We start from the raw sequence: 12,484 nt of genomic DNA, 5'->3' as shown, positions 1-12,484 counted from the left end.
CCATCGCGCAAAAACATATTTTGCGTCAGCGTATAAAGTATTCATCTTTACTTTAGCCGTAAGGCAGACGATAATTATACAAATATTCGATTCTCTACGCTGAACAGGGTCTTACATGATAGAGGGATATCGCCGACTGATAACCCTTAATGCCCTTGTTCGCCCCAATGTGGAGAGCGGTCGAGAAGATATTTTTGTCCTCTCACCCGGTTCGGTACGAGTTCTTCTCGCAAGTGCTGTCATTATATCTCATATCTCGAAATATGATATTGGCCGGCTCGGCGTTATCTTCTTTTTCTTTCTGAGTGGCTACTGGACATCAAGGATTTGGACTGAAAAGTTCGACGAAAAGCAGTTCGCACCCTTCTATGTCTCGCGCGCACTTCGCATTTACCCTCTGTTTCTGGTGGTTTCGCTCGCCAGCAGCATCTTTCGCGGTCTACCGCTATCCCTCGAAAACTTTCTGCTGTTCGGCATAGCCACCACAGGCAACGACCCAACCGGAGTGTCTTGGTCGCTTGACATAGAGATGCAGTATTATCTGCTGTGCCCGTTACTTCTTCCCCTGCTGCGTCGTCTCCCTTGGACTACCTTGACAGTTTGCAGCGCCGTTGCAGCGGTTGCCTGGATAGTCACGCCAGCTCTGGGAATACGGACCGCGCTGCTGTACCTGCCCGCTTTCTTGGCCGGTGCCCTCTCCGATCAGTTGCGCCATGTACCATCGGCGCGCTCCGCCCATGCTTCACTTGGCCTGTTCGCATTAGCCAGCGTTGGCGCCTATTTCACACCGTTCTTCACCAAAATGACACACGACCCGTTTCACAGGGACATCTTCGCCCTGTTGTGGCTGCTTCCGCTCATTCCCTATTTGCAGAGGTCGCTGTCGATTCACTCCAGCCGCACTGACCGTGCGATCGGGGATTACAGTTACGCGCTATATCTGGCGCATTTTGCGGTTATCGCGCTGATCGTCGTCCATGGTACGGTGACCGAAAAGCTAGTCGCTACCATAGTATCATTCGGTGTCGCTGCCATATTGTACATTGCGGTGGACTCCCCCCTCAATGCGATCCGCTACCGACTCCTGCAATTGATAAGCAAAAGGGCGCGAGGCAGCTGATCTCAAACTGTTGCTCATCCAATGGCTTGACTCGCTATCCGAGCATGTCCTGCTGTAACCTTGATGCGGTCATTCCGCGAAAATTGACGCCGTTTTTACCCTATTGAAACGTCCTTGGTGCAGGTGACGCTTTGACCCGCCGCGCCAAGGGCACTATGCGTGTTGCGGCGCAGCGTGATGAAGGAGACTGACCTTGCGGATTACGATGATCGGTTCGGGCTATGTGGGCTTGGTATCGGGCGCCTGCTTTGCCGATTTCGGGCATGACGTCGTCTGCGTCGACAAGGACAAGTCCAAGATCGACGCGCTGCTTGGCGGGAAAATCCCCATCTTCGAGCCGGGCCTCGACCACCTTGTCGCCAGCAATGTGGCCGCCGGTCGGCTTACATTCACCACCGATCTTGCCGAGGGCGTCAAGGATGCGGACGCGGTGTTCATTGCGGTGGGCACGCCGTCGCGCCGTGGCGATGGCCATGCCGACCTCTCTTATGTCTATGGCGCGGCGAAGGAAATTGCCGAGGCGATCACCGGCTTCACCGTGATCGTCGACAAATCGACCGTCCCTGTCGGTACCGGCGACGAGGTGGAACGCATCATCCGCGCCGCCAACCCCAATGCCGACTTCGCCGTCGTCTCCAACCCGGAATTCCTGCGCGAAGGCGCCGCGATCGATGATTTCAAGCGGCCGGACCGCGTCGTCATCGGCGGCGACGATCCACGCGCGCTCGAAGTGATGCGCCAGATCTATCGCCCGCTGGCATTAGGTCGCTCTCCGATTATCGAGATGAGCCGCCGTGGCGCGGAGCTGACCAAATATGCAGGTAACGCCTTCCTCGCCACCAAGATCACCTTCATCAACGAAATCGCCGATCTGTGCGAGAAGGTGGGCGCCGATGTGCAGGATGTCGCGCGCGGCATCGGGCTCGACAACCGCATCGGCAGCAAGTTTCTCCACGCCGGGCCGGGCTATGGCGGTTCCTGCTTCCCCAAGGATACGCTGGCGCTGTTGAAGACCAGCCAGGATTATGACGCGCCGCAGCGTATCGTCGAAGCGGTGGTGGCGGTGAACGACAACCGCAAGCGCGCGATGGGCCGCAAGGTGATCGCGGCGTGCGGCGGCGATGTACGCGGCAAAACCATCGCCGTTCTCGGCCTTACCTTCAAGCCCAACACAGACGACATGCGGGATTCGCCTGCCATTGCCGTGGTGCAGACCCTTCAGGATGCAGGCGCAACCGTGCGTGCCTATGACCCGGAGGGCATGGACCAGGCAAAGCTGGTGCTCGACAATGTCACCTACTGCACCAACAGCTATGAGACCATGGATGGCGCGGACGCGCTGGTCATCGTTACCGAGTGGGACGCTTTCCGTGCGCTCGACCTCGATCGGGTGAAGGGCCTGCTCAAACAGCCCATCCTCGTCGACCTGCGCAACGTTTACCCGCGCGAAATGGCCGAGAAGGCTGGCTTCCGCTATTCCGCAGTGGGCCGCTAACCGTCCGTGAGCGCGGAGGCGCCCATAGTCGTCACCGGCGCAGCGGGCTTTATCGGCCATGCGACCGCCCATCGCCTGCTCGATCGGGGCGAGCGGGTGATCGGCGTCGATATCGTCAATGATTATTACGACCCCGCGTTGAAGGAGGCCAGGCTGGCCACGCTGACGGCGCGGGAGGGCTTTGCCTTTCATCGCGCCGACGTGGCGGACGCGGAGTTCATGGCGCGCCTTATCCGCGACAACGGCATCACGCGCGTCATCCATCTCGCCGCGCAGGCAGGCGTGCGCTACAGCATCGAAAATCCGTTCGCCTATCAGCATAGCAACCTTGCCGGCCATCTCTCCGTGCTGGAGGCCTGCCGCCATGCGCCGGGCTTGGCGCATCTGGTCTATGCGTCGTCAAGCTCAGTCTATGGCGATAAACCCATGGGCGGCGCGGGCTTCACCGAGGATGAACCCGCCACCAGCCCGGTATCGCTCTATGCCGCCACCAAGCGCGCCTGCGAGCTGATGAGCCAGAGCTATGCCTCGCTCTATGGCTTCCCACAGACGGGGCTGCGCTTCTTCACCGTCTATGGCCCATGGGGCCGGCCGGACATGGCCTATTTCAGCTTCAGCCAGAAAATCATGGCAGGCCAGCCGATCGAGGTGTTCGGGGAAGGCAAGATGGCGCGCGACTTCACCTATATCGACGATATCGTCGAGGGGATCATCGGCGCGCTGGACAATCCACCCGCGCGCCAGGACCATCGTGTGCTCAATATCGGAGATAGCCACCCCGTCGGCCTGATGGAGATGATCGAAACGCTGGAGCAGGCGCTGGGGAGCACGGCGGAAAAGATCATGCGGCCGATGCAGCCGGGCGATGTCACGGCGACCTACGCCGATGTGTCGCAACTCCACGCGATCAGCGGCTACAAGCCCAAGGTGATGCTCGCCGAAGGGCTGGCGCGCTTCGCGGCGTGGTACAAGGACTATTACAGGGTCTAGAGCATCGTGCGCAAAAGCCTGTCCTGAGCTTGTCGAAGGGTGGGAACCGGTTTTGCGCCAAAACGATGCGGTAAAACAAAAACTTAGAGCGCGCTGACCGATCCAGATTTAACGCAGCGCGCTCTAGCTGCGGACCATGCCGGTCAGTGAGGGCGCTGCCTTGCGACCGAATCCGCCCACAGGCTTGCGCGCGGTCACAACGGGGCCCAGGCCGACATTGTTGCGCTCCAGCTCTTCCAGCGTGCGGGTGAAGCACGAGCGCAGCGCGGCTACCTCTTCAGCAAGTTCTTCCGGCCCGGTGCGCTGTTCCACGCAATGCCGCGCCGTCATTTCGATCCGCTCGGACAAATCGCCCAACGCGCGCGAGCCGAACTGGCGGGACTCGCCCTTGAGCGTATGCGCCGGGCGCACCATCGCGGCCGAATTGCGCTCACGCAGTGCCGCCTCGACCTCCTCGACCGACTTGATGCCATCCTCACGAAAATAGCCGAGAATGCGCGTGAAATTGGCGCCGAGTTGCGTGCGCGCCAGTTCATATTCTCCAGCGTTGATCAGCTCTGCGTCCATGCCCGTACCGTTGACGAAATTCAGCACAACGCAGGATGACTACTTCAGTCAGGTAAATTTCCGGTTAGCGCGGCGATCGACCGCGCCCGTTTACCGCGCCAGATGGAACAGCGCCTCGGCCTTGATCTCGAATGCCCACCCCCGCTCTTCGGCCATGGCGGCCAGCTCGCGCGGCGCAATCGGGTCGTCCGCCCGAACAAGCACAGCGTCATGCTCGCGCATCGCCCGGGCCGCGCGCAAGGCAGGCCACGGGCAGCGCATCCCCCGCGCATCCACCTCAAACGGCGGGGGGCCGCCTGTCATTTGCCGAAGGGGTTCTTCGCCGAGCGCAGCATCAGCCTGACCGGCACCGCACCAAAACCCAGCTCGCGCCTGATGCCGTTGACGAGATAGCGCTGGTAACTTTCGGGCAGCTGATCGAGCCGCGTGCCGAACAGCACGAAGCCCGGCGGCCGCGTCTTGGCCTGCGTAAGATAACGCAGCTTGATGCGGCGCCCCCCCGGCGCGGGCGGCGGATTTGCCTCCAGCGCGGCCTCGAACCATCGGTTGAGCTGCCCGGTGCCGACACGGCGAGACCACGCCCGGCGCACGTCGAAGGCCGCCTTGAGCAGGTCGTCGATCCCCTTGCCGGTCGCGCCCGAAACAGTGAGCAGGGGCACGCCCTTCACCTGCGCCAGCCCTTCGTCCAGCGCCTTGCGCACGCCCTGATAGAGTGACGAACCGTTCTCGGACACATCCCATTTGTTGAGCGCGATGATGAGCGCGCGCCCTTCCTGCAACACCTTGTCGGCTATGCGCAGATCCTGCGCCTCCAGCCCCAGCGTCGCATCAAGCAGCAGCACGACGACCTCCGCGAAGTCGACCGCGTGCAGGCCGTCCGCCACGGCAAGCTTCTCCAGCTTGTCCTGCACCTTGGCGCGCTTGCGCATGCCGGCGGTGTCGATAAGGCGGACGATGCGTTCACGATTGTCAAAATCCCGCCATTGATAGTCGATGGCGATGCTGTCGCGCGTGATGCCCGCTTCCGGCCCGGTGATCAGCCGGTCCTCGCCGATGATCTTGTTGATCAGCGTCGACTTGCCCGCATTCGGCCGCCCGACGATGGCGAGCTTGAGCGGCGCGGCATCGAGCGCGTCCTCGTCGTCAGGGTCGATTTCCTGCTCGACTTCCGCCAGCCCGGGCGCCTCGATTTCGGCATTGGCGCGGTCAATGTGCGGCAAGAGCGCCTGAAACAGATCGGCCAGTCCCTGCCCATGCTCGGCAGACAGGGCGATCGGCTCGTCCAGCCCCAGCGACCATGCCTCGGTCAGGCCATCCTCCGCCGCGCGCCCTTCCGCCTTGTTGCCCGCAAGGATCACCGGCGTGTCTGAACTGCGCAGCCAGCGGGCGATCTCCTCGTCCAGCGGAGTAAGCCCCGCGCGTGCGTCGATCAGAAACAGCGCGACATCGGCGCTCGCCACCGCCGCTTCGGTCTGGCGGCGCATGCGGCCCGGCAGGCTCTGCGGGTCCTCATCCTCATAGCCCGCCGTATCGACGATGCGAAAATGCAGGCCGAGCAGATGCGCCTCGCCCTCGCGCCTGTCCCGCGTCACGCCGGGCTGATCATCGACCAGCGCCAGTTTCTTGCCGACAAGCCGGTTGAACAGCGTCGATTTGCCGACATTAGGCCGCCCGACTATCGCAACAGTGGGCAACATGAAGCCCTTATCCTTCCAGCTATAGCTATCTCTCAGCGATAGGCCGTGAGGCGGCCGTCATCGGCGAGGATATAAAGCATATTGTCCGCCACAACAGGGCTGAGCGTCATGCGATGATCCAGATCCCGGCTCGCCGTAACCGCGCCGTCCGCCGGATTGACGTAAATCAGATCGCCATCGGTCGACACCAGAATGAGGCGCCCCCCGGCGGCCACGGGGCCGGTCCAGCGTATCGCGCCCTTCTTGTCCTTCATGTCCTCCCAGCGTTTGAGCTGGCTGATCCAGCGGACCTTGCCAGTGGTGCGCGCTACGCAGAGCAGCCGCGCATCATCGGTCACGACAAACACCCATTCGTCCACCACGGCGGGGGTGGAGATGCCCGCCACGTTGATCTCCCACAGGCGCTGACCCGAAACCAGCTCGTAGGACGCCATGCGCCCCCCCTGCCCGATCGCGAACACGCGGCCCCGGTCGATCACGGGGTCGGCGTCAATGTCTGTCAGCGCCGCGACCGAGGTGGAGATATTGGTGCGTGACAATGCATCGCCCCAGAGATCGCGTCCGTTTTCATAGCGATAGGCGGTGAGCTCGCCCGAGCTGAAGCCTGCGATCACCGTGCCCTGCGCGGCGGCGGGCGCAGCGACGCCAAACACGCCGGTGGCCTGTGCCGTACCCGCATCGCTCCACTGCGTTTCGCCGCTCTGCTGATCGAGCGCGAAGACCTGATTGTCCTGGCTCATCACATAAGCGTGTCCGTTCGCCAGCGTCGGCGAACCACGCAGCGGGCCGCCGGGGCGCTTCTTCCATAGCACCGCGCCATTGGCGGCATTCAGCGCCGCCACGTCGCCCACGCCCGTAGTGACGAAGAGCTTGTCATCGAGCACCGAGACGCCTCCACCGAAAAGCGAGCGCCCGTTGCCCTCGGACGGCATCTGCGTGCTCCACAGGCGTGCGCCGGTCTTGGCATCAAACGCCAGCACGCGCGCGTCGGCATCGATGACATAAAGCTTGCCACCCGCGATCACCGGCGCAGCGGCCAGGCGTGCGCGATTGGTGCTTCCCGCGATGGAGGTGGACCAAACCTCGCTCGGCTGAGCACCCAGCGCGACATGGCCAATAAGCTTGGCCGCATTGCCGCCCGGCTGAGACCATTCGGGATTGACGACGGGATCAGGCAGGACCACCGGCATGCTCGCCAGCGTCGGATCGGCCTCGGCCCCGCTCTCGGACGACAGGATCGACACACGATTGCCGAACACCGGTGTCTTGGGCTTCTTGTCGCCGCCGCCGAAAACGCCGCATGCCCCCACGGACAACAACATCGTCGCTAGCAGGACAGCCTTACCCGCGCGCAGCAGCCCATCGTTCGGTTCCAGCCGCATCACCGCTCGCTCACGCTCCATTCGCATCCTCTTCCATTGCCCCTGCATCGACCCCTAATAGCCCCGCCATCTGTCGCGCGCGTGAACGCAGCGTTGCAGGTACCCCGTCATCCTTGGCAATGGCAGCGAACAGCGCGCCTGCCACATCCTTCTTGCCCATTTTCATATAGGCGATGGCGCTCATCTCGCCCGCGCTGCCGAACCAGGGGTTGCCCTCCACCGCGAGCGGCTTCAGCGTATCGATAACCGCCTGCGGAGCGAGGGTGTCAAACTCCAGCGCGACCCGGCGCACGGTGGCGAGGTCACGATAAGGCTGGGCGACCTTACCATCGGCGGCGATGGCGGCATAAAGGCGTGCGGCCTTGGCGGTATCGCCCTTCTGCGCTGTCACTCCGGCTTCGGTCAACAGCCCCACCGCCCGATAACCGGGCTGACCGGCGCCCTTGAGCGCGCCGAGCGTTGCAGGATCGGGCGTACGCCCAGCCGCCGCCGAGCGCAGCGCCTCCTGGGCCTTTTCCGCAACCTCGCCCGAAATCTGCTTGCTGTGATGATCCCACCACAGCCATGCACCGAAAGCTGCCAGCCCGACCACGACCGCAACCACGATCCAGCGGCCAAACCTTTGCCAAACGCCAAGCAGCCGGTCCTGCCGGACGGCTTCGTCCACCTCGCGCAGGAAGGCTTCGTTGACGGGCGGCGTTTCAGCCAAGGCAAATCTCCAGAGTATCCAGCGTGAAGGCCCGTTCCGGGCCAGAGTGCGCGGACCTTAGAGTCTGATTCATCATTCGCCAAGTAGCGAATGATGAGAAGCGGCACCTCAAATCGAGCACCTCATTTTTTCGGCTGATAGGTCTGCTCCTCGCCCGGAAAGGTTCGGGCGCGCACCTCGGCGGCATAGGTCGCCGCCGTTTCCGAGATTAACGTGGCCATGTCGGCATAGCGCTTGACGAAGCGGGGCACCCGCTCGAACAGGCCCAGCATATCCTCCGCGACCAGCACCTGCCCATCGCACTGCGCCGATGCGCCGATACCGATCGTGGGAATGGCCAGCGCCTGCGTGAGGGCGATTGCGATGGGCTCTATCACGCCCTCCACCACCACGGCAAAGGCGCCAGCATCGGCCACGGCTTTACCGTCGCGCAGGATCTTGTCTTCCTCGGCCGCGCTGCGCCCGCGCGCGCCATAGCCGCCCAGCATATTCACCGCCTGCGGCGTCAGGCCGACATGGGCACAGACCGGGATGCCCCGCTGCGTCAGAAACGCGATGGTCTCGGCCATCGCCTCGCCTCCTTCCAGCTTCACGCCCGCGCAGCCCGTTTCCTTGAGGATGCGCGCCGCGCTTTCGAAGGCTTGGGCCGGTGAGGCCTCATAGCTGCCAAACGGCATGTCGACGAGGACCACGCTGTGATAGCTGCCGCGCACCACGGCCGCGCCATGCGCGCACATCATATCGAGGCTGACGGGCACGGTGGAAGGGAGGCCATAGATCACCTGCCCCAGCGAATCGCCTACCAACAGCATGTCGCAATGCGGATCGAGCAGTTGCGCCTGCCGCGCGGTATAGGCGGTGAGCATGACCAGCGGCTCTGCGGTCTTGCCGCCCGCCTTGCGCTGCTGGATCGCAGGCACGGTGAGTCGGCGCAGCGGCGATGGCGTCGGGTTGGCGCGGCTGGTGGCGGTGTCTAGCGTGAAGGTGGTGGACATGCGGGCGTTCTAGCCCGTCTGTGGGCCGAGGGCCAGCCCCCGCACGTCACCCGTTTGCGGGATCGTCCACCAGCGCGGGAATGTCCTCTGCAAGGCTGATGCCGTCGAGCACCTTCGCCGTCTCGTCGCGCACCAGCAGCATGATGCGGTGCAGGCGGCATTCCTCCTCGGGCAGGCAGTTCTTGCACTGCTCGTGCGCGAAACGGCTGGCGCACGGGGTAAGCGCCACCGAGCCGCGCGTCAGCCGCACAATGTCGCCATAGCTGATGTCCACCGGCGGCAGCGCCAGCCAGTACCCGCCATCCCGCCCCCGCTGCGTATCCACCAGCCCCTCGCGCGACATTTCAGAGAGGATGACAGTCAGGAACTTGGACGGTATCTTCTGCGTCTCGGAAATATCGGTAAGCGGGATCGGCCCTTCGCCATATTTGTCGGCCAGATGCTGGAGGGCACGAATGGCATAGCGGGTCTTTTGCGAGAGCATGGATCAGACAATTGCCTGCCTGACGAAGAATTTCAACCTTTCAAGTCAGGAAAAGGCTGCGTTGTAGATTTCGGGCTTGAAGCCGACAATCCTCCTGTCACCCAGATCGAGCACCGGGCGCTTGATCATCGACGGGTTGGCCAGCATCAGCGCAAGCGCCTTTTCCGCGTCCATGTCCTGCTTGTCCGCCTCGGGCAGCGCGCGGAAAGTGGTGCTCGAGCGGTTCAGCAGCACTTCCCATCCCAGTTCATCCACCCAGCCGCGCACCAGCGCCGCGTTCACGCCTGCCTTTTTATAGTCATGAAACGCATGGTCGATCCCCCGTCCCGCAAGCCATGTCCGCGCCTTCTTTACTGTGTCGCAGTTCGGGATGCCGTAGAGGGTCGGGGAAGCGGTCATTTGCGTCCTTTCACGTCTGAAACTGTGTTGCTCCCCTGCCATGAAGCGCCGACGAAAGGCAAGTTGTAGGACCAAAGTATAGACTCCGGCAATTGTCAGCGCCGTCACCCGCTGCTAGAGCGTTGACATGGATCATTGCACTACCTGCGTTGTCCGCAATCGCGCCATTTGTTCGGCGCTGGAGATGGACGAGATCAGCCTGCTGGGCAAGATGGGTCGCCATCACAAGCTGATAGCGGGCCAAACCCTTATCTGGGAGGGCGAAGATTCGCTGCTCGTCGCCAACGTGATCGAGGGAGTGCTGAAGCTGTCGACATCGCTGAGCGACGGGCGCGAGCAGATTGTCGGCGTCGTGTACCCCTCGGATTTCATCGGTCGCCCGTTCGGCACCCGAGTGCAGCATAATGTCACAGCCCTGACGGACGCGCATGTCTGCACCTTTTCCAGCTCGGACTTCGACAGATTCGCTCAAACCCACCCGCAGCTCGAACACAAGCTGCTGGAACGCACGCTGACAGAGCTGGACCGCACCCGGCGTTGGTTGTTGCTGCTCGGCCGCATGACCGCATCGGAAAAGCTTGCGTACTTCCTGCTCGACATGTCGCAGCGGCTGGTGCGGCCGGACTGCGCTAACGAAGGGCCGATCGACGGGTTTGACCTGCCGTTCGGGCGGCAGCAGATCGCCGACATTCTCGGCCTCACGATCGAGACGGTGAGTCGACGCCTCAATGATTTCAAGGTGCAGGGTCTGATCGCCGTTCCCTCGCGTCGGCGGATCGAGATTCTGGACCGTGAGGCGCTGGAAAACATAACGGAAGCAGCCTGACGCCTTTTTTTTCTAGGCGTGATAGAAACTTAGGATCCTCGCCGGTTCTTGACACGCATCAAGGAACACCGGCCCGATGTCCAATAATTCCCCCTGACATAAGTTCTGGCCAGACAAGGTGCAAATGCGCCCGGCTGCCCAGCAAAGCGGGGAAGCACCATGGAATCACTAGTAATGCGTTCGGGCGGGTGGCTGCTTGCGGCCGTGCTCGCCTTCTTTGCATTGGCGTTCAGCGCCGACAGTGGCTTTGCCATTCATATGGGCATCATCATGCTCGCCGCGTTGATAACCTTGTGGGTTACATTGCGCGGCGCCGACTATAGCGGCATCGCGAAGGGCACCCTGCGCAATGGCGCGGACCAGAGCCGGTACGACGATGATCCCGTCCGCTGGGGTGTGATCGCCACCGTTTTTTGGGGCCTGGCGGGTTTCCTCGTCGGCCTCTATATCGCGCTGCAGCTCGCATTTCCGGTGCTGAACCTCGGGCTTGAGTGGACGACCTTCGGCCGCCTGCGCCCGCTGCACACCTCGGCGGTGATCTTCGCGTTCGGCGGCAATGCACTGATCGCCACCAGCTTCTACATCGTCCAGCGCACCTGCCGCGCGCGCCTCGCCTTCCCGAGCCTCGCCCGCTTCGTGTTCTGGGGCTATCAGCTTTTCATCGTGCTGGCGGCGACCGGCTATCTGCTCGGCATCACCGAGGGCAAGGAATATGCCGAGCCGGAATGGCATGTCGACCTGTGGCTGACCGTCGTGTGGGTGAGCTATCTCGCGGTGTTCGTCGGCACGATCGTGAAGCGCAGCGAACCGCATATCTATGTCGCGAACTGGTTCTTCCTCAGCTTCATCATCACGGTGGCGATGCTCCACCTCGTCAACAACCTTTCGCTTCCCGTGAGCTTCCTCGGCGCCAAGAGCTATGCTGCCTTCGCGGGTGTGCAGGATGCGCTGACGCAGTGGTGGTATGGGCATAACGCGGTCGGATTTTTCCTGACCGCCGGCTTCCTTGCCATGATGTATTATTTCGTGCCCAAGCAGGCCGAGCGGCCGATCTACAGCTATCGTCTGTCGATCATCCACTTCTGGTCGCTGATCTTCCTCTATATCTGGGCGGGGCCGCACCACCTGCAATACACCGCGCTGCCAGACTGGGCGCAGACGCTGGGCATGGTGTTCTCGGTCATGCTGTGGATGCCGAGCTGGGGTGGCATGATCAACGGCCTGATGACCCTGAACGGCGCGTGGGACAAGATCCGCACAGATCCGATCATCCGCATGATGGTTATGGCGCTCGCGTTCTACGGCATGAGCACGTTCGAGGGGCCGATGATGAGCATCAAGTCGGTCAACAGCCTGTCGCACTATACCGACTGGACGATCGGCCACGTCCACTCCGGCGCACTGGGCTGGAACGGCATGATCACCTTCGCCGCGCTCTATTACCTCACGCCGCGCCTGTGGAACCGCCAGCGCCTCTATTCGCTGCGCATGGTCAACTGGCACTTCTGGCTCTCGACCGTCGGCATCGTGCTCTATGCGGCGTCCATGTGGGTCGCGGGCATCATGCAAGGGCTGATGTGGCGCGAATATGGCGCGGACGGCTACCTCGTCTACTCCTTTGCCGAAGTCGTTGCCGCCATGTTCCCGATGTACCTGATCCGCGCGGCGGGCGGCGTACTCTACCTCAGCGGCGCGCTGGTGATGGCCTACAACATCTGGATGACCATCGCCGGGCATCTGCGCACCGAACAGCCGATGACCGAAACCCCCTATAACGAGGCTGCGGACCGCCCCCTGGTCCCGGTCGCCGCGGAGTAAAG

General features: G+C 62.5%; 13 protein-coding genes. 5 read left to right on the top strand and 8 right to left on the bottom strand.

What is annotated here, in order from left to right; all coding sequences use genetic code 11:
• The first annotated feature begins 115 nt into the window (after positions 1–115).
• The 3 genes from OOT33_RS10835 to OOT33_RS10825 all read left to right on the top strand — a co-directional run bounded on the left by OOT33_RS10835 (position 116) and on the right by OOT33_RS10825 (position 3,605).
• Positions 116–1,120, top strand: coding sequence for an acyltransferase family protein (locus OOT33_RS10835; protein ID WP_307750038.1), 1,005 nt, complete (start codon positions 116–118; stop codon positions 1,118–1,120).
• 193 nt (positions 1,121–1,313) lie between these two features.
• Positions 1,314–2,615, top strand: coding sequence for a nucleotide sugar dehydrogenase (locus OOT33_RS10830; protein WP_307750037.1), 1,302 nt, complete (start codon positions 1,314–1,316; stop codon positions 2,613–2,615).
• A 6-nt stretch (positions 2,616–2,621) separates the two neighbouring features.
• Positions 2,622–3,605 (top strand): NAD-dependent epimerase/dehydratase family protein, encoded by a 984-nt coding sequence (locus tag OOT33_RS10825; RefSeq protein ID WP_307750036.1) that lies wholly within the window; start codon positions 2,622–2,624, stop codon positions 3,603–3,605.
• Between the two features lie 123 nt (positions 3,606–3,728).
• Here OOT33_RS10825 and OOT33_RS10820 read toward each other — a convergent pair whose 3' ends face one another.
• The 8 genes from OOT33_RS10820 to OOT33_RS10785 form a co-directional block, all read right to left on the bottom strand.
• Positions 3,729–4,172, bottom strand: a complete 444-nt coding sequence (locus tag OOT33_RS10820) for an Hpt domain-containing protein (RefSeq protein ID WP_373690570.1) — start codon at positions 4,170–4,172, stop codon at positions 3,729–3,731.
• A gap of 90 nt (positions 4,173–4,262) precedes the next feature.
• Positions 4,263–4,475: a sulfurtransferase TusA family protein gene (locus OOT33_RS10815; RefSeq protein ID WP_307750034.1), complete on the bottom strand. Its 213-nt coding sequence runs from the start codon at positions 4,473–4,475 to the stop codon at positions 4,263–4,265.
• On the bottom strand, positions 4,472–5,869 hold the full coding sequence (der, locus tag OOT33_RS10810) for a ribosome biogenesis GTPase Der (RefSeq protein WP_307750033.1): 1,398 nt from the start codon (positions 5,867–5,869) through the stop codon (positions 4,472–4,474). Before der ends, OOT33_RS10815 begins: the two co-directional genes overlap by 4 nt.
• A gap of 32 nt (positions 5,870–5,901) precedes the next feature.
• Positions 5,902–7,272: a PQQ-binding-like beta-propeller repeat protein gene (locus tag OOT33_RS10805; RefSeq protein ID WP_307750032.1), complete on the bottom strand. Its 1,371-nt coding sequence runs from the start codon at positions 7,270–7,272 to the stop codon at positions 5,902–5,904.
• Complete coding sequence (locus tag OOT33_RS10800) at positions 7,262–7,960, bottom strand: tetratricopeptide repeat protein (protein WP_307750031.1); 699 nt, start codon at positions 7,958–7,960, stop codon at positions 7,262–7,264. Before OOT33_RS10800 ends, OOT33_RS10805 begins: the two co-directional genes overlap by 11 nt.
• Before the next feature lie 122 nt (positions 7,961–8,082).
• Positions 8,083–8,955 carry a 3-methyl-2-oxobutanoate hydroxymethyltransferase gene (panB, locus tag OOT33_RS10795; RefSeq protein ID WP_307750030.1) on the bottom strand — a complete coding sequence of 291 codons (873 nt, stop codon included), beginning with the start codon at positions 8,953–8,955 and terminating at the stop codon, positions 8,083–8,085.
• A gap of 46 nt (positions 8,956–9,001) precedes the next feature.
• Positions 9,002–9,439: an Rrf2 family transcriptional regulator gene (locus OOT33_RS10790; RefSeq protein WP_307750029.1), complete on the bottom strand. Its 438-nt coding sequence runs from the start codon at positions 9,437–9,439 to the stop codon at positions 9,002–9,004.
• A 45-nt stretch (positions 9,440–9,484) separates the two neighbouring features.
• Complete coding sequence (locus tag OOT33_RS10785; RefSeq protein ID WP_307750028.1) at positions 9,485–9,838, bottom strand: Spx/MgsR family RNA polymerase-binding regulatory protein; 354 nt, start codon at positions 9,836–9,838, stop codon at positions 9,485–9,487.
• A 127-nt stretch (positions 9,839–9,965) separates the two neighbouring features.
• Between OOT33_RS10785 and OOT33_RS10780 the strand changes: the two genes are divergently transcribed.
• Positions 9,966–10,664 (top strand): helix-turn-helix domain-containing protein, encoded by a 699-nt coding sequence (locus OOT33_RS10780; RefSeq protein ID WP_307750027.1) that lies wholly within the window; start codon positions 9,966–9,968, stop codon positions 10,662–10,664.
• Between the two features lie 159 nt (positions 10,665–10,823).
• A complete protein-coding gene (ccoN, locus tag OOT33_RS10775) occupies positions 10,824–12,482 on the top strand; it encodes a cytochrome-c oxidase, cbb3-type subunit I (protein WP_307750026.1) in 1,659 nt (552 codons plus the stop codon).
• Positions 12,483–12,484 lie beyond the last annotated feature (2 nt).

This window comes from Sphingobium sp. DEHP117, from assembly GCF_030867385.1.
In the GTDB taxonomy this organism is placed as follows: Bacteria; Pseudomonadota; Alphaproteobacteria; order Sphingomonadales; family Sphingomonadaceae; genus Sphingobium.
Note: the sequence above shows the minus strand (reverse complement) of the source record. Positions and strands in the feature narration are given on the sequence as shown.